Below are 25,845 nucleotides of genomic sequence, written 5' to 3'. Positions count from 1 at the left end.
ATTGAAATTACTTGACAGATACATTTTAAAACAGTTTTTAGGTTCCTTCATTTTCACGGTGCTGATTATAGTTTCTGTGATTGTGGTTATTGACCTTACTGAAAAGACTGAAAAGTATGTAAAGGCCGAGTTAACCACGGGGCAAATTGTTGGTTACTATATGGACTTTATTCCCTGGATAGCCAATTTCATCACACCCTTGACCGTTTTTATTGCCACCGTATTTGTTACTTCCCGTTTAGCAGGTCGAACTGAAATCATTGCCATCTTGAGTAGCGGAGTATCTTTTATTAGGATGCTTTACCCTTATTTTATCGGATCTGTAATGATTGCTGTCCTCAGTTTCATCCTTACCGGATGGATTATCCCTAATTCAAATAAAACAAAACGTGAGTTTGAGCTTGAGTATTTAAAGGGGCGATACTTCTTTGATAAGACCAATATACATATGCAGGTAGCAAAAGGTAAGTACCTATATATGAGAAGTTATAATAACCAGTCCAACATGGGCTATAATTTTACCTTAGAAAGTGTAGATAGCACTAAGCTGACAGAGAAGCTTTCAGCAAGCAGAATTACCTGGAATGAAGAATTGCAGAAATGGACCCTGATGAATTGGAGTCATCATACTATTGATGGCGACAAAGAGGTGATTACAGAGGGAAAATCAATGGACACCACATTAGTTATCCATCCTAGTGAGTTTGGCAACCTTGAGAAAAATTATGAGGGCATGACTATACCCGAGTTGAATGATGAAATTGACAAGCTGACCTTACGGGGAGCAAGTAATGTTGAATTTTATCAGGTTGAGAAATATACACGATTCACTTCACCATTTGCGGTATTGATATTAACCTTTATGGGTGTTATTGTGTCTGCTCGAAAGAGTAGGGGTGGCACGGGTTTTCAAATTGCTCTTGGCTTTTTATTGTCCTTCCTGTACATCTTCTTTTTTATTATGACCAAAAGTATTGCCGAAGCAGGCGGAATGCCACCAATAATATCCGTTTGGATACCAAATATTATCTTTGGCGGAATAGCTTTGCTCATGTATAAATACGTTCCGCGCTAATGGCAACCACTATCGACTATGTAAAACTCCATTTCATTGTATGGATTTGGGGGTTTACCGCCATATTAGGTTTATTAATAACCATTCCGGCTGTTGAAATAGTTTTTTATAGGACGCTTATTGCCTTTTTTACCCTTGGTGTGGTTTTATATTTCAGAAAGACCAATTTTAAAATCGGTAGAAGAGAAGTCTTCAAGATTTTAGGTACAGGAATTATCATTTCAGCACATTGGATATTGTTCTTTGCGGCTGCACGGGTTTCAACGGCTTCAGTTTGTCTTGCGGGTATAGCCACATGCTCTCTCTGGACAAGTTTCATTGAGCCATTGATGAACAAAACCAAGATCAAGGCCTTTGAAGTTGTGCTGGGATTAATAGTTATAGTTGGACTATATGTTATTTTTAGATTTGAATTTAATCATGCTGTCGGGTTAACCATGGCGGTGATCTCAGCATTTTTATCAGCTCTTTTTTCTGTTATCAATGGGAAGTTTACTAAGAAGCACAACCCTTATATTATCACCTTTTATGAGATGCTCGGAGCCTGGTTAGGAACAGTTTTGTTTCTGCCATTTTATCAAATGTACTTCACCAAGGGTGAAGGAATTAACCTGGTGCCAGTAGGTATGGACTGGTTGTGGTTAGCCATCTTAGGCATTATCTGTACTGTTTATGCCTTTTCTGTCTCTGTAGAAATTATGAAAAGGATCTCGGCTTTTGTAGTAAATCTAACGGTAAACCTTGAACCAGTTTATGGTATTGTATTGGCAGTTCTCATATTTAAAGAAAAGGAACAGATGCAGCCTGCTTTTTATTTAGGCACATTGATTATATTACTATCTGTATTGGCCTATCCCCTGCTAAACAAAATGCACAAGCGTAAGGCGCAGCCATTGGATAATTTAAGGTAGCTGACCTTTCCACGCACAGTTAGCCAGACTAGCAACTTCCTTATCAAATATTCCAAAAACTGCTGATCCTGAGCCAGTCATGCTGGCATATAGCGCTCCATGATTATATAAACTTTCTTTGACTTCTTCAACTTCCTGGAATTGGTAAAAGACGGATTTTTCAAAATCATTTTTAATATTAGTTTTCCAGTCTGATATTTTTTTACTCAGATCAGCCATAAGATTCTGATTATTGTCTTTTGGAACAACTCCAGCGTATGCCTGCTTTGTACTTATGTGGAGATCCGGATAGATTAATTGCAGATACATTCCTGAAATATTGAAATCAATAGGTTCAAATATATTGCCCGTACCTTTTGCAATAACAGGCTTATTCTTAACAAAGAAAGGACAATCACTACCTAGTTGAGAGGCATATTTTTCAAGATGATCATCAGTCAAGTTCAGCTTGAACATTTGATTTAGAGCCTTCAAAGTAAAAGTGGCATCAGCTGAACCTCCGCCTAATCCGGCTCCGATAGGAATGATCTTATGTAAATGAATCTGGACAGGAGGGATATCGAAGTCATTTTGGAGCAACTGATATGCCTTTAAACATAGATTGCTGTCTGCATTTCCAGGAATGGGAATACCTGTGGAGGTAAAACTCAACTGATAAGAAGGCAGTATTTCTAAAACATCACAGAATGGAATAGGGTAAAAGCATGACTCTAAATTATGATAGCCGTCATCTCTTTTAGAAAGAATACTGAGCCCGATATTTATTTTGGCATTTGGAAAAACAACCATGCTTATAAAATTAAAAATCCCAAGCCAATATGATCTGACTTGGGATTAAATATGATGTATAATGTATTATTTCGTTAACTCTCCAATGATCTCTTCAGTAATACCTGACGAAGAGAACCCTCCGTCATGCATCAAGTTCTGCATGGTCACCATTCTGGTGTAGTCAGAGAACATCATAATGATGTATTTAGCACAATCTTCCGCACTTGCATTTCCTAGTGGTGACATTTTGTTCGCATAATCAAGGAACACATCAAAACCACCTACTCCGCTACCTGCTGTAGTCATTGTTGGTGATTGTGAAATAGTATTTACCCTAACATGGTTTTTCTTAGCGAAACGATAACCATAGCTTCTCGCAATTGATTCCAACACTGACTTAGCCTGAGCCATGTCCCCATAATCAGGGAAAGTTCTTTGTGCGGCAATATAAGTTAACGCTAATATTGAACCCCAGTCATTCATGGCATCCAGCTTATCTGCCGTTTGTAGTACTTTATGAAAAGACAAACCTGAAATGTCCAGTGTCTTTAAAAACCAGTCGTAGTTAAGATCATGATATTCTTTTCCTTTTCTCACATTTGGGCTCATTCCTATAGAGTGCAAAACAAAGTCAAGTTTGCCACCTAGTATCTCCTGAGATTTTTCGAAAAGGTTAGTTAAGTCTTCAATTGAAGTAGCATCGGCAGGTATTACTTCAGCATTGCACATTTTAGCCAGCTCATTAATTTCACCCATTCGCATGGCTATAGGGGCGTTGGTAAGAACAAATTCAGCACCATCTTCATGCGCCTGCAATGCAGTTTTCCAGGCGATTGATTCCTGATTTAACGCGCCAAAAATGATTCCCTTTTTTCCTTTTAATAAGTTATAACCCATGATTTGATAGTTTTCTTTGTTTATAATGCAATTATACAAAAATTATTTACCGATGAACCCGACTTATCAGGAGAGTACCGGCTTACCAGTGAAATCAGAAATGAACTGCCCGAATTTATTGGTGAATACTTCGATGTCCCTATACTTTGAATCTATAGAAAAAAGGTCAATCTCTTTGCCTCCAGAAATGGCCGTAAGTGCATAGTTATAGGTAATTGGAATCTCCAGGTCAGGACTTACAAAATCGTCAACCTCCACACGCTTAAACCTGAACTTATCAATATTTGAGAAGTCTAGTCTTTTATAAGGCCCTGTAGGGCTATTCATTATATTAATTTGTTTTAATTGTCTTGAAAACAATACCTTGAAATACTTTTTTGAGTAGAAGCTAAGAAAGGGGGTGGCGGCAAATATCAAACCCAGCAAAGCACCACCAATGGCAATTGTATTTCCTGAAGTACTCCCCATTATCAAACAATAAGTTACTAGCAAGATACCGCATGCGGAAAGTAAAATGCGGGATACAAAGTTGTTGGAAGGGGCACCAATAATGGTGATTTCATTGTCTCCTCTAAATTTAACCATGTATTCATGCTCTTCTAGCATTTTGTTAAACTCATCTTCAAGGAGCTGTCTTTTTTTCATAAATGAATGTGACTAACCAAATTGGAGTGTCAATATAGATAATTATTAAAAAAATAACCACCTACCCATTTGTTATGGTCTTATTTCAATATTTTTGGAAATCTACTTTATATACTGTATCTGTACAAGAATTGATTGTATTATATGAAACATAGTGCTGGCAGCCCCATCGGGATTTTTGATAGTGGTATTGGAGGGTTAACGGTTGCACATGCTATAAGACAACTTCTTCCAAATGAATCCATAATTTATTTTGGCGATACTGCCCACCTTCCATATGGTGATAAATCTGAGGCGGCAGTTCAGGCATACAGTATTAAAATTGCTGATGTGCTGTTGAATAAGGGTTGCAAGGTCATAGTCATTGCCTGTAATTCTGCCAGTAGTGCTGCCTATGAGTTATTGAAAGAATATACCGGAAAGCGCGCCAAGGTTATCAATGTTATTGATCCCATGGTTAAATTTTTAAGTGACAACTATCAAGGGAGAAAAATTGGTCTTATTGGTACAAAGAGGACAGTTACTTCAAATGTTTACTTCAAGAAGATCAAACAATTGAAAAAGGATATTGATTTGGTTTCATTAGCAACACCGCTACTTGTTCCTATGATAGAGGAAGGGTTTTTTAATAATGCCATAAGCTCAGAAATAATAGAAAAGTACTTGGAAAATAAACTGCTGGATGATATATCTGGGCTTGTATTAGGCTGCACACATTACCCCTTAGTAAAAGAACAAATTAGCAAATACTACAATCATAAAGTTGATATTCTGGACTCATCACAAATTACGGCTACTTATTTAAAGTTGTTTCTGGAAAATGAAGGCCTTCTAAATGAGACTAAAAATGAGGAGGATCATTTTCTCGTATCCGATTATACCGACTCTTTTGAAGCATCAACAAAAATATTTTTTAAAGAGAAGGTACATCTTGAGAAACATCTCTTGTGGGATTAGCTAGGTTTGCTAAATTTAATTTTTGAAATTTCCGATTGAACGGTTCTAGATGTCTACAATAATTTTCTTTCTTCCTTATTTGCTTATAGTGGTGATATTCGCTGTTTATGGAGAAAGAAAAATTTCTGCTTTCATACAGGATCGGTTGGGGCCAATGGAAGTGGGGTATTATGGCATCCTTCAATCCATTGCTGATTTGTTGAAACTTATACAAAAGGAAGATATTGTACCCAGGGCTGCAGATCGCAAACTATTTCTAATTGCTCCAATTTTAATCTTCGTTATAGTTTTTACTGGGTTTTCTTTACTACCTGTTACATCAAGCTGGCATGGTGCTACTGCCGAAACGGGCATTTTCTTTCTTTTGGCCATAGTATCGCTTGATGTTATAGGTATAATCATGGCAGGCTGGGCATCAAACAATAAATATGCATTATTAGGCGCTGTCAGGTCGGCTGCGCAGATCATAGCCTATGAGGTGCCGTTAACACTATCTGTACTTTGTGTTATTGTACTTACCCAAACATTAGACCTTCAAACCATATCCTATCAGCAGGGTATTTGGATCAATCAGGTAGAACCAGATTCCGTCAATTACTTGTTTGGTCTTAAATCATTAGGAATAGACATTACCAATGTTGGTGGCATTTTAAGTTGGAATGTAGTGAGAATGCCTTTTCTGTTTTTGGTATGGGTTATTTTCTTCATAGCCAGTTTGGCAGAGTGTAATCGTGCGCCATTTGATTTGCCAGAGGCGGAATCAGAGCTGGTGGCTGGGTTTCAAACTGAGTATTCAGGCTTTAGGTGGAGCATCATCATGCTGGCAGAATATGGAATGATGCTTTTGGTCAGTATTCTTGGCGTAATACTTTTCTTTGGCAGCTGGAATTCACCTTTCCCCAATATTGGGCCTTTTAAATTGGCAGAGTGGACAGGTGGCTTACCTGGAGAGCTTTCCGGGGATATACTAAGTGCCTTTTGGCTTATTAGCAAAACAGCATTGATGATATTTTTACAAATGTGGATAAGATGGACATTTCCGAGGGTAAGAATTGATCAATTGATGTCACTAGGCTGGAAATATTTAACACCCTTTGCACTATTCTTTTTATTACTCTGTGGTGTGTGGAGATTATTGATGATTTAAGTATCTTGAAACCGAATTGAAAAAAAAATACTACATACACATAATAATACTGGCTTGTCTTTTGTCTGTTGGCCTTACCAGTAATGCTCAGGATACACTTCAGCTTAATAAACTGCAAAAGCAGTATGAACAGGGGAGTGATAGCGTTAAGCTCAGCATTCTTTTTAAAATAATACGTTCACCAGAACTGGATAATATAGATACTGCCCTGTCTTTGTCATTTAAAGCCTTGGATATGGCCACCAGGATGCAGGACAGTCTGAGTATGGCACTGGCAATGAGGTCTATCGCAACCTATTACAATATTCTTTCAAAAAATCAGGAAGCCTTAAAGTATGACATTGAAGCTTTGACCCTTATTAAAAAATACGGTAAAGCTTCTGAAGTGTCAAGATACCTGAATAACATAGGTGAAGATTATTACAATCTCGATCTTTACAATGAGGCCTTCGATTACTACAGCCAAAGTTTAGATGCGGCTAAGGATGCTGGAGTGGAACTCGCTGAAGTTATAGCCACCTACAACATGGGTAGGGTTTTAAGAACAATGGGGCAAAATGAAAAAGCAAGGGAGTATATCCTTGATGCTATGAAATTGAGCGAAGAAATAGATGATTTGCCCGGTATTGCTTATGCAAAACATGATTTAGCACTAATTTACATTTCAGAAAGTAAGTTTGATGAGGCCTTAGCGGAACTGGAACAGGCATATGTTCTAAGTGACAGTTTGAGGGAAGATGTGCTGACACCACAAATCCTTGTGAAAACTGCTACTGCCTATGATCATAAAGGGGATTATCGCAATGCACTAAAAAATTATGATAAGGCACTTGACATATATAGAAGTCAAAATAACCAGAGTGGTGTTGGCGAATCTTATTATGGTAAAGGAAATGTGACATTGCACATGGGTGATGTTAAAGGAGCCAAAGCCTACTATCAACAATGTGAAAAAATTGCCGATAACTTAAAGGATAATGAGCTAATGATTAATTGCTACAGTGCATTGTCCAATTTGTATGAGCGCGATGGGGATTATCAAAACGCATTACAATACTATAAGAAATTCAAACAATTGGAAGACAGTATCTTTAGTGAGACAAAGAAAGAGCAGTTTGCCCAAATCCAGATCAAGTACGAGACCGCAAGGAAGGATATTGAAATTGAATTGCTTAACCAAAAAGAACAGCAACAAATAGCCAAACTTAAAAACGAAGAATTCATCAGAAATATACTTGTTGTTATTCTGGCATTTACTGCCGTACTACTTTTTTCACTTTATAAGAACAATGAAAAGAGACGCAAAATCAATGAACTACTGATCGAGCAGCAAAAGGAGATAAAATCTAAAAGTAAGGAGCTGGCCGGTTTACTTGAGATGAAAGATAAATTCTTTTCCATTGTCTCGCATGATTTAAGGTCTCCGATTAATGCCCTGGTAGGTATTCTTGACATTTTGCACGAAGGAAACCTAACCCAGCAGGAGTTGAAAGATGTCAGTCTTTCCTTAAAGGTAAGGTTAGACAACACCAGAAAGCTTTTGGACACTTTGCTGGATTGGGCGATGCTCCAGATGAACGAGATTAAAATTCAAAAGGAAAATATAGAATTAAGCAAATTGGTTGAAAGTAATCTTGCTTATTTTAGAGAGGTAGGAGATAAAAAAATTGATTTCATCAATACTGTTAAGGAAGGTCAAATGGTATCTGCTGATAGAAATATGCTTGACCTAATCATCAGAAACCTTGTTTCTAACTCCATAAAATTTACCGATGAAGGGGGTAAAGTAGAAGTTACAACCGAATTTGGTCCAAAGAAATCTTTAATTGTGATGATCAAAGACAATGGAATTGGCATGTCTACTGATCAGATGGATAAACTTTTTGATACCAATACTTTATATACCACCAGAGGTACTGCTAATGAAAAAGGCACTGGCCTTGGCCTAAGACTTTGTAAAGAGTTTGTAGAGCGGATGGGTGGTAACATCTGGGTTGAAAGCGTGGAAGGGAAAGGAAGCACCTTTAAATTTACCATAAACAGGGCTTGAACTGCCTAACATTTCATATTTTCACGCTTAGAGAATTTAAGCACCTGTTTTTTTATGATTTCAACCTACTGGCAAAACATAAAATCAGCATTTACAACTTCACTGTCGGGATTAAAAACAACGTTAAAGCATTTTTTTGAAGCCCGTCATGTTCATAAGCCTGTTGGTATAAACAGTCCGGATTACTTTAGTCAGGATAAGGGCATAATGACCTTGTCATATCCGCATGAGAGCCTACCAATTCCTGACAATGGGCGGTATAAACTTCATAATGAAATTGATGACTGTATTGTTTGCGATAAATGTGCCAAAGTTTGCCCTGTAGACTGTATTGATATTGAACCTATAAGAGCAATTTCCGAAATAGGTAAAACTTCTGATGGTACCTCAAAAAGAATACATGCCGCCAAATTTGATATTGATATGGCTAAATGTTGCTTTTGCGGGCTATGTACCACGGTTTGCCCTACAGAGTGTCTGACAATGACCAAGTCATTTGACTTTAGTGAATATGATGTTGATGATCATACTTATTCTTTTGCTACAATGACTCCTTTGGAAATTCTTACTAAGAAAAAGGAACTAGAGGAGTTTGAAGCTACTAAGAAAAAGACGCAGGTGGCCACTGATCCTGCTAAAGCAGAGAGTAAAACTGAGTCAGAGCCGACTGATGAACAGAAGAAACCTGCGAAACCTGCGTTTAGGCCTCGTCCAATGATTAAGAAGAAGAAAGATGGAGATGCTTGAGGTCATGTTCTACATAATTGGTGCTTTGGCCTGTATTTCAGCAGGGTTTATTTTGTTTACAAAAAACATTCTATATGCAGCTTTTGCTTTGGTGGTTACATTACTATGCATCGCTGCACTCTATATTTTTTCTAATGCTGAGTTCATAGCCGTCTCACAAATTATGATTTATGTAGGGGGAATTATTGTGCTTATTATCTTTGGAATAATGCTCACTGCTAAAATCAGGGATGAGAAAGCCGTGGTAGGAAGCCATAATAGGTTTTTAGCATTGGTATCTGCCGCATCTGTTTTCGTAATGTTAATTTCTGTAATAGGAACTATCAACTTTACTCAATATCAGACAATAACAGGTTCAAACCTTCATAAGATAGGTGAGGGTATTATGACAGATTATTTATTGCCTTTTGAACTCATGGCAGTATTGCTTTTGGTAGCGCTAATAGGGGCAACAGCTATTGCCTCTAAAAAGGAAGGAGGTACCAGTTGATGCCCATTGAATTGTATTTCTACTTGAGCGCCTTTTTATTTGCCGTTGGTTTGGGAATAGTCATCACAAGGAAGAATGCCATTTTTGTATTGATGGGTATTGAGTTGATGCTCAATGCAGCCAATATTAATTTTGTAGCCGTCAGTCAGTCAGAAAGTGGTTTGTTAGAAGGGCAGTTTTTCGCACTCTTTGTTATCGTTATAGCTGCTGCAGAGGCTGTCGTTGGGCTGGCCATTGTTTTGAAGGTATATAGCTACTTCAAAACAATTGATCTTGATAAGGTAAATGAATTAAAAGGATAGAAGGCATTGGATAGGATAGAACTTTTACCCTGGACGACACCAACAATTGTAGGACTAGTAATTTTCTTGCTTCCATTATTATCATTCTTAATCTTAAGTATAAGTGGTAAATCTTCAGAAGTATTGGTTAGCAGAATTGCTTGTGGAATAATGCTGATTGCAACGCTGGCATCCATTCTAATAGCAGCTAATATTGGTACTCATACTATCCACACTCGCCTTAAATGGTTTGAATGGCAAGATGTATTGTGGACATCAGGTATTCGCATCGATTTTATTACTGGAGTAATGCTCGTTATCATTAACCTGATATCTTTCTTGGTGCATTTGTTTTCATTAGAATATATGAAACAAGATGAGGGGTACAAAAGGTATTTTGCCTTCCTTGGGCTCTTTACTTTTGCAATGCTAGGTATAGTTCTAACAGATAACCTGCTTGTTATTTTTATATACTGGGAACTGGTCGGTCTTTCTTCATTTTTACTGATCAGTCATTGGTTTAATAAGGAAACCGCTGCCAGGGCAGCTAAAAAAGCATTTATTACCAATAGAATTGGGGATATCGGTTTCATCATTGGACTTGGAATACTTTGGACACAGTATCAATCCTTTGACTTGTCAATACTGGCCAATGAATTCAGCAAAAGTGTATTTATCGGAAACTTATGGTCGAGGCCTAAGGTCGTGCCGATGCTCATTTCATGGCCAACACTAGCTGGTCTGGGACTCTTTCTCGGAGCTGTTGGCAAGTCTGCTCAGTTTCCACTACAGGTCTGGTTACCTGATGCTATGGAGGGGCCTACTCCAATTTCTGCATTAATTCATGCTGCTACCATGGTGGCAGCCGGGGTTTATTTACTGGCAAGGATTTTCTTTTTACTAAATGCAGATGCCCTGGTAGTCATAGCGTTTATTGGTGCCATAACGGCTTTCATGGGAGCTGTAGCAGCTTTAACCCAAAACGATATTAAAAAAGTGCTGGCCTTTTCTACTATTTCACAACTTGGCTATATGGTTATGGGCATTGGTGTAGGAGCGTATCAGGCAGCTACCATGCATTTATTTACACATGCGTTTTTCAAAGCAGGCTTGTTTTTGGCCGCTGGTTCTATTATTCATTTTCTCCACAAGGCAAATCATGATCTTGATGCACAGGATATGAGAAACATGGGAGGATTGAGAAAAGCTTTGCCTATAACTTATATTGCATTTCTGGTTTGTAGCTTAAGCTTGATAGGTGTTCCATTTTTCTCTGGATTTTTAACCAAAGATGCCATTTTATTTGAAGCACTTGAGTGGGCAAATTATAAAGGGTTTGCTTTATATGGCCTGATTCCAATTTTAGGTTTCACTACGGTTTTACTCACCACAATTTATGTGTCTCGTCAGTTGATACTTGTATTTTATGGTTCTTTTAGAGGAGGCGACATTGAAAAAGTTGTTGAAAGTTCACTGATCATAAAAGTAGTGCTTTCAATTCTGGCCTTGGGATCGATAGGTTTTATGTGGTCAGTTAATCCTTTTTCTTTTGATAGCGCCTGGATGTTGAATTTCTACTTTTCCCCTAAGTCAATTTATAGCCATGCTATCCAGATTAATGAAACCGTTAACTTTCATGTGATAACGGTAGTAGTTTCAGTCAGCCTCATTGCCGTAGGTATGTTCTATTCCTATAGAAAGTATTTCAATAAACCGGTTAACAATACACAAGAGATTCAACCTTCATTTCTTCATAGGTTATCTCTAAGCAATTGGTTTTTAGACAGTATTTATAGCAAGATTATTTTAACCCCACTTATGGTAATGAGTAAATATGCCGCACAGTTTGAGGCTAAAGTAATAGATAGAACGGTTAACCTATTCGGAATTATTGCAACCGTCTTTTCTCACATAGTCGGATGGTTTGACAGGGCCATTGTAGATGGGGTTGTACACATCACTGTATTTACTACAGGAAGAATTGGAGTGTTAACAAAATCAGTACAGGGAGGAAAAGTGCAGCAATATATTTTGGCTGCGGTAATAGGTTTATTAATTATTATATTTTTGCTGGCTTAATATGCAAGACTACTTGTTGTCTATATTGATATTCTTACCGCTGCTGGCAGCCCTTGTCATAACTTTTATGCCAGGTCAATATGCGGCTCAGTTTAAGAAAATAGCTTTAGGGGTTAGTGTAATCCAAACACTAATAGCCGCTTGGGTATATTTTAAATTTCAGGATTTAGCAGGAGTAACTGATGCAGGCACTTTTCAGTTTGTGGAGCGTACCTCATGGATAAACCTTAATTTGGGTAGCCTGGGAAGGCTCAGTGCCGAATATTTTATTGGCGTTGATGGCTTGAGCATCACCATGGTACTGCTTTCAACGGTCATATTGCTCATAGCAGTAATAAGTGCATGGAATACTCAGGATAGAGCTAAAGGCTTTTTTAGCTTGTTACTTATCCTTAATGCGTCAATTATTGGTTGTTTTGTAGCCCTTGATTTTTTGCTATTCTATCTGTTTTTCGAGTTTATGCTCCTGCCGATGTATTTCCTTATCGGCCTTTGGGGTGGACCTAGAAGAGAATATGCCTCGATAAAGTTCTTCTTATACACATTGCTGGGTTCAATTTTCATCCTCATTGTGATGATTGCCCTGAACCTGTCGACCATTGATCCGGTTAAAACTGCAGTAGAGCTGCACTTGGTAGAAGCTGTTGAAAATGTTACACCTGGCATTATTACCGAAGTGCAAAACATGCTATCCCAGGGTCAGGTATTGGATAGCCAGATGGTGCATACCTTTAATCTGGTTTCAATGACGGATGCTAAAAACCTGATTCCCGGATCAATTTTAGACTTGGGAGTTGCGAAAATTATATTTGGCTACCCAGCGAGGTTTGTAGCATTCTTGCTGATTTTTATTGGCTTTGCTATAAAGATTCCGGTTGTGCCGGTACATACCTGGCTGCCAGATGCACATGTTGAGGCACCTACTTCCATTTCTGTTATACTGGCAGGAGTGCTATTAAAGGTGGGTGCCTATGGACTGTTGAGAACGGGCATTTTAATATTCCCGGAAGGAGCATTAAATTATGCTTGGCTTATTGGTCTTCTTGGGGTGATATCCATTTTGTATGGCGCTATGAATGCGCTGGCAAGCAAAGACCTTAAAAGACTTATTGCTTACTCATCAGTATCACACATGGGGTTTGTATTACTTGGTTTTGCAGCCATAACTGCCGAAGGTTTGGGTGGTAGCATCTACCAAATGGTGAGTCATGGTATTATATCAGCTGGATTGTTCCTGATAGCAGGAGTTATCTATGACCGTACGCATAACAGGATGATAGAGAATTATTCTGGACTGGCCCATGTCATGCCCAAATATACCGTGGTGGTGGTGATATTCTTTTTTGCTTCATTAGGCTTGCCGGGTTTCTCAGGCTTTATTGCAGAGATTTTTGTTTTACTGGGAGCATTTTCTTCCATAGTCATCTCAAAGTGGCTGATGGTACTGGCTTCTTTTGGTCTGGTACTTTCTGCAGGTTATTACCTCTGGACTATACAGCGAATGTTTTACGGCAAATTTCACCTCAAAGGTGATATTGACAAGAGTGTTTTGGTTGATATGAATAGGCGAGAGTGGATCATGTTCATTCCGCTGATTGTATTAGCTGCGCTTTTGGGTATTTTTCCTCATTTTATTCTGGATCTTATCAACGCTTCAGTTGAAACTGCCTCGGGTTTTATATTTGAAACCGGGCTGGAGAATCTAAAAACAATTCAGAAGTAGGTGGAGGGTTTAAGCTTAAAATTGGAATTGATCCTTCAATACTTTCAGGTTATTCTGCCTGAGCTTTTTCTGGTATGCCTACTCGTGCTTTTGGTGTTGGTTGATCTGATATTAAAAGAGAAAAAAGCCCTTTTAATAACCCTCACATTCGCTGGTGTCTTGGTAGAACTTTACCTGGTTACACATCAATACTTTGACACAACACAGCCGGTCTCAGGGTTCTTCAATTTAATTTTACTTAATAGCTACTCGGCTTTCTGGAAAATGCTATTGTCAGTCTCAACCTTAATAGTCATATTAATTTTGACTATTAACAAAGAACAAAAGCGGTTGGCAGAGTTCTTAACGCTGATTCTCACCATTTTAATAGGCTCCAACCTTCTGATCATGTCTTCGAACTTGCTCATGATCTTTTTGAGTGTGGAGATTATTTCCATTGCCTCCTATATTATTACCACATTTGCCTTTAACAGGGCAAGTGCAGAATCCGGGTTAAAGTATTTACTCTTTGGAGCAGCAGCTTCAGCGGTTATGCTTTATGGTATGTCATTGCTCTATGCCCAAACGCTTACTTTGGAGTATCCATCACAGCAGTTTTTAGATGCATTGTTAGAGGCAGAGGCGCTGCCAGTAATAGTCAGCTTTATACTGGTGCTCGCAGGGTTGTTTTTCAAAATAGCCGCCTTTCCATTTCACATCTGGGCACCCGATATCTATACCTCAGCGCCTACCTCAGCGGTGGCTTATTTTTCTGTCGTTCCTAAATTGGCGGGCTTTGCAATATTAACCAAGGTGGTGCTCGTGTTTAATCTATTTGGTCAGGCACCCATTAACTGGATTACCTTTTTAAGTATTGTGGCAATGATTACATTAACAGTAGGTAATTTCTCAGCCATCTGGCAGTCTAATGTCAAGCGTATGCTGGCCTATTCATCAATTGCCCACACGGGATTTTTGTTAGCGGGTTTTGCGGCTTTCTCAGAAACAGCCTTGCAGCATGTGCTGTTCTATGCTTCTGTTTATCTTATCATGAATTTAGGGGCTTTCTTATTGGTTCATTATTTCGAAGTGAAGCACAACTTCACCAAAGTGGAGGATTATAAAGGTTTGATAAATACCTATCCATTTCTATCTATTATCTTTTTGATATTCATGATTTCATTAGCAGGACTGCCACCAACGGGAGGTTTTACGGCTAAATACCTTGTTTTCTCTTCTATTTGGGACAGTTATAACACCACTGAAAATCAATGGCTGATCTATTTATTGATTTTTGGTTTAGTCAATACGGTCATATCTCTTTTCTATTATCTTAAAATCCCTTTCTACATGATCTTTCGCTCAGGTGCAGATGGCGGGGTTGTATATAAAAATAATCTATCGTTGGAGAATTTTTTGGGAGGGTTATTGGTTTTAGCGATATTGTTGATATTCTTTAAACCGGACTGGTTGATGGGAATGATTAATAGTGTTAGCTTTGCCTTTTAATTCCAGTGCATGAGTGATAGCATAAAACATGAATGTGGTATAGCCATGGTTAGGCTCAGAAAACCACTTTCTTACTACATCGAAAAGTATGGCTCACCAACCTACGCCATGAACAAGATGTACATTTTGATGGAGAAGCAGCGCAACAGAGGACAGGATGGCGTTGGAATTGCAAACATCAAGATTAACCAAAAACCCGGACTGCGATATATCAGCAGGTACCGCTCTATAGAACACGAACCAATCAAGGGCATATTTGAGAAAATTGGCCGCAAGTACAGAAAGGCCAAAAAAGAAGGTGGCGATTTGTACTTTGACGAAACCTGGATGAAAGAGAATTGTGCTTTTACAGGTGAAGTTTGGCTTGGTCACTTAAGATATGGAACACATGGCAAAAACAGTGTTGAAAACTGCCACCCATTTTTAAGACAGAACAACTGGAGAAGTAGAAACCTGGTGGTAGCCGGTAACTTTAACATGACCAACGTTGATGAACTGTTCGATATACTGGTAAAGCTTGGGCAGCACCCAAAAGAAAAGGTGGATACTGTTACCGTAATGGAGAAGATCGGCCATTTTCTTGATGAAGAGAACAACGAAATTTTTAGAAGATATAAAGAAGAATATACTAACAAAGAGATCACTGAATTAATTGAAAGTGAGCTTGATTTGGTAAAAGTACTTCGCAGGGCATGCAAAGATTTTGATGGAGGTTATGTGATGGGCGGAATGGTAGGCCATGGTGATGCGTTTGTAGCGCGTGATCCATCTGGTATCCGTCCTGCTTATTATTATGCTGATGATGAGGTGATTGTAGTTGCTTCTGAAAAACCTGCTATAAAAACTGCCTTTGATATTGATTATAAAGAGATAAAGGAAATTGAGCCTGGTCATGCCTTGATCATTAAGAAGAATGGAGATTATAGTCAGCATCAGTTTATAAAACCGTTGGAGAAAACGTCTTGTAGTTTCGAGCGCATTTATTTCTCCAGAGGTACTGACCCTGATATATACCAGGAGCGAAAGGAGCTGGGGAGATTATTGGTTCCTCAGATTCTCCAATCTATCAACTACGATTTAAAGAACACTGTATTTTCATATATTCCAAATACTGCCGAGACGGCCTTCTTAGGCATGATGCAGGGCATGGAAGATTACCTTACTGCCAAGCAGAAGGAAGTTTTTATTGATGGTAAGCCTTTTGTTGGTGAGCGTGAAGACTTCTTGTCTTTCAGGCCCAGGGTAGAGAAGATAGTTATTAAGGACGCCAAGTTAAGAACCTTTATTACTGATGACTCTCATCGTGATGAAATGGTGGCCCATGTCTATGATACCACCTATGAAGTGGTAAGAAAGGGTATAGATACATTAGTTGTTCTTGATGATTCAATTGTGCGTGGTACTACCCTTGAAAAGAGCATTCTTACCATGCTCAACAGACTAGAGCCTAAGAAAATAGTAATTGTTTCATCTGCTCCGCAGATCAGGTTTCCGGATTGCTATGGTATCGACATGTCCAAGATTAGTGAATTCGTGGCGTTCAGAGCCATGGTGAAGCTGTTGAAAGACAGAGGTCTGGAATATAAGCTGGAAGAGGTCCGTGATAAATGTCTTTATGCACTGTCAAATAAGGAAGCGGTAAATCATGTAAATGAACTTTATGAGCAATTCACACCAGAAGAAATATCGGAGAAAATTGCTGAAATAGTAAAACCTGAAGCCATGACGGCAGATCTGGATGTTATTTACCAAACGGTGCCGAACCTTCATAAAGCATGTAAAAATCACAAGGGGGATTGGTATTTTACTGGCAATTTCCCAACAAAAGGAGGGATGCGTGTAGCCAACCAGGCATTCGTCAATTATATGGAAGGTAAGCTGGTTAGAGCTTATTAATCACTTAAGAGATATTGAAAACGAATGGCATCTGAGAAGATGCCTTCGTTGTTTTATGTAGAATATTCAACCTTCTCAGTGTCATGCGATCAGGACTCTACTATGTTCGCCCATTATTAATTGGTTTGAGTGCTTACCGCCCAATAGTTACCTGCATAATCATAAAATGAGCCTCTTGTGTCTGGGTCGCCTTGCTTGTTCATTGGTTTTTCAATTATCTCACAACCATTCTCAATAGCTTTTCCAAAAGTTTTAAAAACATCGGGCACGTAAATATGAAGCATTGTCCGGTTAGCCTCATAGCTTTCCGTACTATCACTGATCATAATCACAGTGTCATCTAATTGTAATTCAATATGCGCGATTTTTCCGTTTTCGTGGTCAAATCTCCTCAAAGTCTTAGCGTTAAAAATTGCAGTTAACAAGTCCACTAATTTTTGAGCATTGTCAACAATCAGGTAGGGGGAAAGTGAATTGTAATTGTCAGGTTTGTATGTTGCCATTTCTTTTGCTTTTGTTGTTTGTCATACGCCAAACTGCCTCAAATGATGGTCAGTATGTTTAAAAACCAGAATTCCTATTTGTTCCGTTGTCATTTTACCAAAAAAACCGTGGATGAAAGCCGGATTGTTAAAATGCTCATATTCATTAACCAATGAAATCCATTTATCTTTTTCAGATGCTAGATTGCCGTTGATGTCTTTTACTTTAAATGGGGCTGAGGTGGGGATGTTCTTATCAAATGGTTTTTCATCTTTTATCATTCTCTTTAAAGCAAATTTGCCGAATATCTTACCAAGAAATTCCTGTTTGTATATGTGGTTGCCCTTTCCGAGTATCCATTCGTTCCAAAACGTATTATGCCTGACCATTTGGTATACATTCATTTTGCCCCACACGGGCTTACTTCCTTCCTTTACTAAACCAATTCTTAAGATCAGTTCCTCTCTTGTAGCTGCATCAAATATTGTTTTCATTGTCAAAATTGTTTATTGGTTGCAATGAAAAATAGTTGCCCGAATCATCTTTGAACAGAGCTTCCGTTCCATAAAACTCTTTTGTAGGTGCTTTAATGAATTCCACCCCCTTTGCTTTAAGCTCTTCGTAGGTGGCGAAAATGTCGTGGCAGGTTAATACTCCACACCCAAACACACCTGCTTTGATAAGTCTGATTAAGCTTTCCGCAACATTTTCAGGAAACATTTTGCTGACTTTTACAGGGAATAAAACCAGTTGTAAATCGGGCTGTTCTGGTGGCGATACTGTCAACCAACGTGTATCCGGGCCCATTGGAATGTCATCGACCAACTTAAACCCCAGCTTGTTAACATAAAAGTCATAGGCACTATCCTGGTCTATAACATTAATGTTAGTAATTGTCATTTTTGTAATCATTGCTTTTTTCTTTTAACTATTAAATTCAACGCAAAATCAGCAATGATTTAAACTTTTGCTTCTTCAAAATTGCTATTCTCAGTCCAACCGTGCTGAAATGCATAGCACCCCGGCACAAAGGCAAGAGGTCTTTTTGTAATTTGTTCTTTTATCATCTTCTGTCTTCCCAAATATTCTGAAGGTGATAAGCCAACGGTTTTGGAAAAAAGTCCGCTGAAGGAGGAGAGGCTATCAAAACCAACAGCATAGCATACTGCTGTGACAGGAATACCATCCTTTAGCAGTCCCTTTGCTTTTTCAATTCTCACATATTTTAGATACTGATGTGGGGTCTTTCCATAAGCAGATTTAAACAGGCGTATAAAATGAAATTTCGAAAAGTTGGCCTCATCGGAAATGTTGCTAAGGTCAATTTTTTCAGAGTAGTATTGGTCAATATAGAGTTTCGCCTGAACGATACGCCTGAACAAGTATATTTTTGGATATTGTTCTACTGCCATATTCTTGTCTTCTAATTAATATTTAGTGATATACCATTTTATAATGACCACTCGCTCCTGAGCTTGATTTTTTAATTGCTTTAAAGCTATCTGATCTCAACTCACTTTGCAAATGGCCCAGTTAGCTTATGGATGATTAACCTTCTCTGATCGCACAAGGAGGATATTGAGATATATTGTTGTCAGAATATGGTTCTTTGGAATTTGCAATCACATAGGTATTTAAACTCAATTATTAAAAGGATCGCAAATCTGGGATAGCGGGGTCGCTTGCAGTTGACGTTGATTGTAGGAGAACACTCGTTCTGGAAACGAACGCCAGCTGGGGTCACTTTGAGCTGACCTGATCGGTTTTTTATCCTTTCGTTGTTAAATCCAGCAAACCACACAAGGCTGCTCCTGAAATGATCGTCCAGGAGATCCAGTCTTTGAATTCGTTTTTCTTATTCATTAAAAACAATAGATGAAGAATAAAATGTACAATTAAAAAGTAGTCAAAACCTATCCTGAATTGACCATTGCTAGTTTGTGTTTCTATCAGAATCCAATAAAAAAGTGGGATGTGAAGGAAGATAAATGCAATAAGCCCGGCTTTATCATTTAAGAATGCAAGCCCGGGAAAAATCCTCCACTCTTTGCATCTAATGGCATCCATTTCATGCATTAAAATAAATGCAATCCCAAGCAGATAGAAATTAACCATTTATTTGCCTTGTTTTTTTATCAATTGGTTTTCTTGCTTCATTGCCAGCTTAGCTAGACTTTGTCAATGTCAATAAAAGTATCTGATTTAAATACGCTTTGCAAGCCTTCAGGTCAATGCACTCGTTTTGGAAACGAGCGCAAGCTGAGCGGACGCAGCGATAGCAATTCTGATCTCATATGCAGTGTTGTGTGCTTTTATTTTTCATTTATTCTGTCCAAAAGACCGATTGTGTCAGCTTTGTACAAATCAAAATCAACCTCTGTCTCAGTCATATTCAAAAATTTTATAGTCTTTTTGTTTAAACCAAAATATGGTGTTGAAGAATCTGGGTTTATATCAATATCAATTACGAATTGAATTCTTGTTTCTAAGTTAAGTGAATTTTTCAGTCTGTTGATTATATCAATTTTCGGTTCAAATATTTCAATTAATCTCTCTAAATGTGTTTCTAAATCAATATCATTTCCAGCATCAATTCTATATTTCCAAGAAGTCGATTTAGGAACAGGTTCTTTTTTGATCATTAATGACGTTGGTTCGAGTCCCATAATCTTTGTCACTTCTGCTGTATCAAAAAAATCAGCATCAAATGAGAAATACAAGTAGTTGTTACATTCATTTCCACTATATGTTAACTTTTGCCACATATATTATTCAGTTTTTAAAGATTGTGGAGCACCTGCTTGACCAACAATATCTCCACCAAATTTGATTAAATCATAAAGACGCATTACTGACCAATTTAATTCATCCTGATTACAATAGTAGCCTTCAATTTTTCTGTAATCCTTATAATCAGAAATATTGAATCCTTCTTCAATGTCATTATACCAGATTACTTTCTTACCACAAATTGCGACAACCCAAAATCCACCACCTTTATTTCCGAATTCAGGCTCTTGCCATTTTTCGGGTTCGATTTTGATCAGCTGCCAAAAATTCCATAAATCTCCATTAAGCTCAATTTCAGTTTTCTGAATTTCACCTAAGAGTTCGATTTTCGATATGGGAGTCCATTTTTCCATTTTGTGCTAATTGCTTACAACACCTCGCTAATGACCCGTTTATTACTATTTATATTCGATAACGAGACAAAAGGTGCTGTTATTTTTTATTACCAAGATATACCATAACATTTGGTTTACAAATATATTCCCACTCATGTATTTCCTGTTTGAATTGCTATTAGGTTATGCTACCTTGTTTTTCATATCAATCAAAACCTTAAACCCATGTCATACCCTAAATCATTCTATTTTTCCTGTCTATTATTGCTGCTGTTTGCAATTCAGAGTTGTACCAAAACGGAGCCCGGGTCAAAGCTAAATTTTGAATTTACCTTTGATCAAAACCTGGTTGAAGGTGACCAGACCGGAAGACTTGTTCTTTTGCTCTCAAAAACAGATGAGCGTGAGCCAAGATTTTCTCTCACCGATGGCCCGGATACACAATTAGGCTTTGGCCTCGATGTAGAAAACTGGAATGGCCAAAATGCTTTAACTTTTCAAGGCGATACTTATGGCTACCCCATAAAAAATATGGGTGATATGCCAGCAGGCAAGTACTATGTGCAGGCCATACTCAACAGGTATAAGGAGTTTAACCTGTCCACAGGACATAAGGTAATGCTGCCGCCAGATATGGGTGAAGGCCAGCAATGGAATAGAAAACCCGGTAATATTTATAGTAAACCTATGGCCATTGAAATTGGTACTAGTGGTGGTGATTTTAAAATGAATCTCGATCAGATTATTCCTCCTATTGAAAGTCCTGAGGACACCAAATACATCAAGCACATTAAGATGAAGAGTGACCTGCTGACTAAGTTCTGGGGCGAGGACACCTATTTAGGGGCCCATGTTTTATTGCCCGAAGGTTTTGATGAGCACCCGGAGGCTAAATATCCTTTGATGATTTTTCATGGTCATTTTCCTTCGGACTTTAGCGGTTTTAGAACGTCTCCGCCAGACCCGGACATGAAGCCTGAATACAGCGCGCGCTTTGGCGTTGATGGTTATAACATAATGGTGCAGCAAGAGGCCTATGACTTTTATAAAAAATGGACAGGCCCTGATTTTCCTAGAATGATCATTATTGAAATTCAACACCCAACACCTTATTATGATGATTCTTATGCGGTAAACTCTGCCAGCCAGGGCCCTTATGGTGATGCCATTACTTACGAGCTGATCCCGCATATTGAAGAGCAGTTCAGAGGCATTGGCGAAGGCTGGGCCAGGTTTTTATATGGCGGTTCTACGGGCGGTTGGGAGGCCCTGGCCGTTCAGGTGATGTATCCTGATGAGTACAATGGTTGTTTTGCTGCCTGTCCTGATCCGGTAGATTTTAGAGCATATACTTCAATGGATATTTATAGCGAGGATAATGCCTATTACTACAGCAGCGACTTTAAAAGGCCATTAAGGCCAGGTCACAGAAACTATCTGGGAAGGGTGGATGCCACTACTGAAGATATGAATTTGAGAGAGTTGGTCTTAGGCACCAAAAGCCGTTCAGGCCAACAGTTTGACATTTGGGAGGCTACTTATTCGCCTCAAGGCGAGGATGGCTATCCGGTAAGACTTTGGGACAAAAAGACTGGTGAGATCAACAAAGAAGTTGCTGAGTATTGGAAGGAGAATTACGACCTGAGTCATATCATCAAAAGGGATTGGAAGACTTTAGGTCCTAAGCTGGAAGGTAAAATCCATGTGTATTGTGGCGATATGGACAATTACTACCTTAATAATGCGGTATATTTAATAGAAGAAGTTTTGGAGGCTACCGAAGAGCCATATTATAACGGTGAGGTAGACTATGGTGACAGGGCAGAGCATTGCTGGAATGGCGATCAGGAAAATCCTAATCATATATCAAGGCTTCGCTATAACACCATGTACATTCCTAAAATCATAAAACGAATTGAGGCCAGTGCTCCAAAGGGTGCTGATTTAAAGAGTTGGAGGTATTGATCGGAATTATAAAAAAAACGTTAATCGTCATTCTGAGTCCTCATCCTATTAAAAATTTGACGAAAGAGGGTGTGAGAATCTCACGATCGAGGAGATTCCTACGGCTTTTAATGGAAAATCATTAAAAGCCTCTGAATGACGATTTTTTTAAGGAAGATAAAAATCAAATACCGTGTCGTTCATGCACTTGAAGTGGCCTTTGGGGCATTTGTCATATCCGATTTTTGAGCATGGGCGGCAATCGATTTTATTGTTTTCAAACACAGTAAACTTAGTGCGGTAGGGGTACATACCAAAGGATGGTATGGTATTTCCCCAAATGCTAAAAACCTGCTTTTTGAAGGCTGCAGCAATGTGCATTAGTCCGGTATCATGGCTAAACACATAAGTAGCTTGTTTTACCAATGAGGCCGATTGATTAAGGTTGTACTTGCCACAGGCATTATAAATGATGGTCTTTTTATTCAACCTTGTCAGCCCTTCTTCTAAATGTTCCGACTTCGCTGTTTTCTGGAAGAACTTTTCAATTTCATTGGCATTCTCAACATCATCAGAGCCACCCAATAAGACAATGGGTTTATTTATTTTGTCGCAAAGCTCAATCATGCGCTTTAAGGGCAATCTTTTGGTGCCGTGTTGAGCGCCTATTGCATAAGCTACATACTCTTTCCTGTGTGTTTCAGGAAGCCATTCCATAGGCACTTCATCTGCCGCAGGTATGAAATAATCCAGCCCCAATGCATCCATTTTTACACCAAGGTCTGACACCGTATCCATGTATCTATCGACAATGTGCCTATTGGGGAGCTTATCAATCTTCAGGTTAACCTTTAGCCATTTCTCCCAGTTTAGTTTTTTAAAGGTGTGGCTTTTAACCCCAAGTCTGGCTTTGATTATTCTGGTTCTTAGGTTGTTGTGTAAATCAATAACTGCATCAAACTTCTCTTTTTTCAGCACACTGATAATCTGCCCCAGACTGCCTTCCAGATAGTGTGCTTTGTCTATGTAAGGGTTGTTGTCGATGATCGATCGGAAGGATGATTTGGTAAGATAATGCACCTCACAATCTGCCAACTGAGTTTTGAGATTGCGCACAACGGGCGTAGTAAGTACAATGTCGCCAATGGAAGAAAAGCGGATGACTAATATTTTCTTTGGACTCATATTAGCTCACCATGCTTAATGCGTTGGCTTTTCTTTTAGTGAAGAATTCATCGATTTCTTTTAGCGAAAGGCTGTTCAAGTTATTCACTTTTGTCAAACCACCTTTTCTGCCTACTTGTAGTCCATAATACATATCGGCATAACCCTCTATTTTATGCGCATCAGGATTGATACTTAACATTACCCCTTTTTCAATGGCATAGTTGATCCAGCGCCAGTCAATATCTAGACGCCACGGGTTGGCATTGATTTCAATGGCTACGTTGTTTTTAGCACAGGCCTCTATAATTACCGCATGATCTACCGGATAGCCGGGCCTTTTCAATAGCAGTCTACCAGTCATATGTCCTAGAATGGTCGTGAAGGGATTCTCAACAGCTTTCAAAACTCTCTCAGTCGCTTTTATTTTATCCATGCTCATAGCAGAGTGGATGGAAGATACAATGAAATCGAAACTCGCAAGTACATCGTTGCTGTAATCTAAGCTGCCGTCTGGTAGAATATCACACTCAATGCCTTTGAATATTTTGAAGGGCGCCATATTAGCATTGAGTTCATCAATCTCTACTTGCTGGTCAGCAACCCTGTTTTCGTAAAGGCCATTGGCATAATAGAAAGAGGATTTACTGTGGTCTGTAATCCCAAGGTACTCATAGCCCAAACGCTGACATTCCTGAGCCATTTCTGCTAAAGTATGTTGGCCATCACTATAGGTAGAATGGTTATGAAGAATGCCTTTTAGATCTTCCATTTCTATCAGTTTTGGAAGTCCGTCAGCCTTGATTTTATCTAAGTTGGTGGTGCCCTCTCTAAGCTCAGGAGCAATATAAGGTAGGTCGGCTAACTCATAGGCTTCCTTCTCTTCCTTGATTTTCTTAAAGCCCAGCAGTGCTTTTAGCGATTTGCCATCCTTTACTTCCTGAGCCAGGTGCTCTGGCGAACCTGTGGTTAGAAAAAGCTGTTTTTGAAAATCATCTGCTCCGCAAAAGAGGAATATGACGTCTGACCTTTCATACTTCGCCCTAACTGAAAAAGGACTCGATTTTTTAGTATCAATTTCCAAACCTTCAATTTTGGATAATATATCACTAAGGTGTTCAAAATCATCACTGCCTAGCAGAAAAGTCAGTTCATCTACTATCTCCATTTTTCTACGGAATGACCCTGTAGGAGAAACTAAAACATTGTCATCAATTGCCTTAATACTGTCCATGAAATATTGACAAACAGGTTCAGCCTGTGCGTATAACAGCTTGCCTTCATTCTCTCTTCTAAGTAAGATGGCGGCTTTAATGTTTTCAGCAGTTTTTGCTCCAAAGCCTTTCTGCTTAGCAAGCTCACCATTTTCAGCAATTTCAAAAAGCTGGTCAATGGAAGTGATGTCCATCTCCTGCCACAGCTGTTTGATCTTTTTAGCCCCAACACCTTTCAATTCCATAATCTCCAATATCCCTTCAGGTGTCTTGCTTTCCAGCTCATCATGTAGCGTAAGCTGACCTTTGGTATTGATCTCGTCTATAGCAGAGGCAATGCTTTTGCCTACCCCACTTATAGCTTCAAGGTCTGCTTTGGTTTGATTTTCCAGTGCCCCATCAAATCTTTCCAATTGGAAAAGGGCACTGTTGTAGCTTTTTATTTTAAACTCATTTTCGTCATGCAGCTCCATAAGGGCTACTGTTTTCTTTAAGAGTTTGATGATTGTTTTATTATCCAATTTATAAATCTTGTTAATAACTGATCAATTAAATGCAGCCGTCCCCTTATTTGGGGGAAGCGATTCTCCCAAATAAAAACAATTTTGCAGATGATTGTTAACCTGTAACTGCATATCAATTGTTAATATTGATTTTATCCAGATTTATGTGGCAGAATACTTTCAATTATAGAGAAAGTACTCTTTAACATAATGACGAAAAATTTCTTTTTCAGGGAAATTTTTGCCAGGATAACC

The 25,845-nt window shown here is 38.7% G+C and carries 25 protein-coding genes; 13 read left to right on the top strand and 12 right to left on the bottom strand.

Features of this window, described 5'->3' with window-relative positions:
- The first annotated feature begins 1 nt into the window (after position 1).
- A complete protein-coding gene (locus tag RIB54_RS16620; RefSeq protein ID WP_350063483.1) occupies positions 2–1,075 on the top strand; it encodes an LptF/LptG family permease in 1,074 nt (357 codons plus the stop codon).
- Positions 1,075–1,986, top strand: coding sequence for a DMT family transporter (locus RIB54_RS16615; RefSeq protein WP_350101936.1), 912 nt, complete (start codon positions 1,075–1,077; stop codon positions 1,984–1,986). Before RIB54_RS16620 ends, RIB54_RS16615 begins: the two co-directional genes overlap by 1 nt.
- On the opposite strand, the gene ispE is transcribed toward RIB54_RS16615, so the two are convergent.
- The 3 genes from ispE to RIB54_RS16600 all read right to left on the bottom strand — a co-directional run bounded on the left by ispE (position 1,978) and on the right by RIB54_RS16600 (position 4,299).
- Positions 1,978–2,775 carry a 4-(cytidine 5'-diphospho)-2-C-methyl-D-erythritol kinase gene (gene ispE / locus RIB54_RS16610; RefSeq protein ID WP_350101935.1) on the bottom strand — a complete coding sequence of 266 codons (798 nt, stop codon included), beginning with the start codon at positions 2,773–2,775 and terminating at the stop codon, positions 1,978–1,980. The two genes, RIB54_RS16615 and ispE, sit on opposite strands and share 9 nt — an antisense overlap.
- A 66-nt stretch (positions 2,776–2,841) precedes the next feature.
- Positions 2,842–3,654, bottom strand: a complete 813-nt coding sequence (locus RIB54_RS16605; RefSeq protein ID WP_350101934.1) for an enoyl-ACP reductase FabI — start codon at positions 3,652–3,654, stop codon at positions 2,842–2,844.
- A gap of 66 nt (positions 3,655–3,720) precedes the next feature.
- A complete protein-coding gene (locus RIB54_RS16600) occupies positions 3,721–4,299 on the bottom strand; it encodes a hypothetical protein (RefSeq protein ID WP_350063479.1) in 579 nt (192 codons plus the stop codon).
- Between the two features lie 144 nt (positions 4,300–4,443).
- Here RIB54_RS16600 and murI point away from each other — a divergent pair, with 144 nt between their 5' ends.
- The 10 genes from murI to RIB54_RS16550 are packed head-to-tail and all read left to right on the top strand — an operon-like array spanning position 4,444 to position 17,157.
- On the top strand, positions 4,444–5,256 hold the full coding sequence (gene murI, locus RIB54_RS16595) for a glutamate racemase (protein ID WP_350101933.1): 813 nt from the start codon (positions 4,444–4,446) through the stop codon (positions 5,254–5,256).
- Between the two features lie 49 nt (positions 5,257–5,305).
- The gene (locus RIB54_RS16590) at positions 5,306–6,403 is read left to right on the top strand and encodes a complex I subunit 1/NuoH family protein (protein ID WP_350101932.1); all 1,098 of its coding nucleotides are present in this window, start codon (positions 5,306–5,308) and stop codon (positions 6,401–6,403) included.
- Between the two features lie 16 nt (positions 6,404–6,419).
- Positions 6,420–8,453 carry a tetratricopeptide repeat-containing sensor histidine kinase gene (locus RIB54_RS16585; RefSeq protein ID WP_350101931.1) on the top strand — a complete coding sequence of 678 codons (2,034 nt, stop codon included), beginning with the start codon at positions 6,420–6,422 and terminating at the stop codon, positions 8,451–8,453.
- A gap of 54 nt (positions 8,454–8,507) precedes the next feature.
- Entirely contained in the window at positions 8,508–9,200 is a 693-nt protein-coding gene (locus RIB54_RS16580; RefSeq protein WP_350101930.1) for a 4Fe-4S dicluster domain-containing protein, read from the top strand.
- On the top strand, positions 9,187–9,690 hold the full coding sequence (locus RIB54_RS16575; RefSeq protein ID WP_350101929.1) for an NADH-quinone oxidoreductase subunit J family protein: 504 nt from the start codon (positions 9,187–9,189) through the stop codon (positions 9,688–9,690). Before RIB54_RS16580 ends, RIB54_RS16575 begins: the two co-directional genes overlap by 14 nt.
- The gene (gene nuoK, locus RIB54_RS16570; RefSeq protein WP_350101928.1) at positions 9,690–9,992 is read left to right on the top strand and encodes an NADH-quinone oxidoreductase subunit NuoK; all 303 of its coding nucleotides are present in this window, start codon (positions 9,690–9,692) and stop codon (positions 9,990–9,992) included. The genes RIB54_RS16575 and nuoK overlap by 1 nt, the downstream gene beginning before the upstream one ends.
- 6 nt (positions 9,993–9,998) lie before the next feature.
- Complete coding sequence (gene nuoL / locus RIB54_RS16565; RefSeq protein WP_350101927.1) at positions 9,999–12,050, top strand: NADH-quinone oxidoreductase subunit L; 2,052 nt, start codon at positions 9,999–10,001, stop codon at positions 12,048–12,050.
- Between the two features lies 1 nt (position 12,051).
- Complete coding sequence (locus RIB54_RS16560) at positions 12,052–13,773, top strand: complex I subunit 4 family protein (RefSeq protein WP_350101926.1); 1,722 nt, start codon at positions 12,052–12,054, stop codon at positions 13,771–13,773.
- Positions 13,774–13,794: 21 nt separating this feature from the next.
- Entirely contained in the window at positions 13,795–15,261 is a 1,467-nt protein-coding gene (locus tag RIB54_RS16555; RefSeq protein WP_350101925.1) for an NADH-quinone oxidoreductase subunit N, read from the top strand.
- A 9-nt stretch (positions 15,262–15,270) separates the two neighbouring features.
- Complete coding sequence (locus RIB54_RS16550) at positions 15,271–17,157, top strand: amidophosphoribosyltransferase (protein ID WP_350063469.1); 1,887 nt, start codon at positions 15,271–15,273, stop codon at positions 17,155–17,157.
- 116 nt (positions 17,158–17,273) lie between these two features.
- Here RIB54_RS16550 and RIB54_RS16545 read toward each other — a convergent pair whose 3' ends face one another.
- From RIB54_RS16545 to RIB54_RS16515, 7 genes are all read right to left on the bottom strand, one after another.
- The gene (locus tag RIB54_RS16545; RefSeq protein WP_350101924.1) at positions 17,274–17,660 is read right to left on the bottom strand and encodes a VOC family protein; all 387 of its coding nucleotides are present in this window, start codon (positions 17,658–17,660) and stop codon (positions 17,274–17,276) included.
- Positions 17,661–17,681: 21 nt separating this feature from the next.
- Positions 17,682–18,134 (bottom strand): DinB family protein, encoded by a 453-nt coding sequence (locus tag RIB54_RS16540; RefSeq protein ID WP_350101923.1) that lies wholly within the window; start codon positions 18,132–18,134, stop codon positions 17,682–17,684.
- Positions 18,118–18,552 carry a VOC family protein gene (locus tag RIB54_RS16535; protein WP_350063466.1) on the bottom strand — a complete coding sequence of 145 codons (435 nt, stop codon included), beginning with the start codon at positions 18,550–18,552 and terminating at the stop codon, positions 18,118–18,120. Before RIB54_RS16535 ends, RIB54_RS16540 begins: the two co-directional genes overlap by 17 nt.
- 47 nt (positions 18,553–18,599) lie before the next feature.
- On the bottom strand, positions 18,600–19,052 hold the full coding sequence (locus RIB54_RS16530; RefSeq protein WP_350101922.1) for an AraC family transcriptional regulator: 453 nt from the start codon (positions 19,050–19,052) through the stop codon (positions 18,600–18,602).
- Between the two features lie 355 nt (positions 19,053–19,407).
- A complete protein-coding gene (locus RIB54_RS16525) occupies positions 19,408–19,755 on the bottom strand; it encodes a DUF6713 family protein (RefSeq protein WP_350101921.1) in 348 nt (115 codons plus the stop codon).
- Positions 19,756–19,952: 197 nt separating this feature from the next.
- A complete protein-coding gene (locus tag RIB54_RS16520) occupies positions 19,953–20,405 on the bottom strand; it encodes a DUF4279 domain-containing protein (protein WP_350101920.1) in 453 nt (150 codons plus the stop codon).
- Positions 20,406–20,408: 3 nt separating this feature from the next.
- The gene (locus RIB54_RS16515; RefSeq protein ID WP_350101919.1) at positions 20,409–20,783 is read right to left on the bottom strand and encodes a hypothetical protein; all 375 of its coding nucleotides are present in this window, start codon (positions 20,781–20,783) and stop codon (positions 20,409–20,411) included.
- A gap of 207 nt (positions 20,784–20,990) precedes the next feature.
- Between RIB54_RS16515 and RIB54_RS16510 the strand changes: the two genes are divergently transcribed.
- Entirely contained in the window at positions 20,991–22,730 is a 1,740-nt protein-coding gene (locus RIB54_RS16510) for an alpha/beta hydrolase (RefSeq protein ID WP_350101918.1), read from the top strand.
- A gap of 147 nt (positions 22,731–22,877) precedes the next feature.
- On the opposite strand, the gene RIB54_RS16505 is transcribed toward RIB54_RS16510, so the two are convergent.
- Both RIB54_RS16505 and polX read right to left on the bottom strand, forming a co-directional pair.
- Positions 22,878–23,894, bottom strand: a complete 1,017-nt coding sequence (locus RIB54_RS16505; RefSeq protein WP_350101917.1) for a glycosyltransferase family 9 protein — start codon at positions 23,892–23,894, stop codon at positions 22,878–22,880.
- Position 23,895: 1 nt separating this feature from the next.
- A complete protein-coding gene (gene polX, locus RIB54_RS16500) occupies positions 23,896–25,608 on the bottom strand; it encodes a DNA polymerase/3'-5' exonuclease PolX (protein WP_350101916.1) in 1,713 nt (570 codons plus the stop codon).
- Positions 25,609–25,845: the final 237 nt, after the last annotated feature.

Source organism: Fulvivirga sp., from assembly GCF_040218215.1.
GTDB lineage: Bacteria > Bacteroidota > Bacteroidia > Cytophagales > Cyclobacteriaceae > Fulvivirga.
This window is presented reverse-complemented; position numbering and strand designations above follow the sequence as displayed.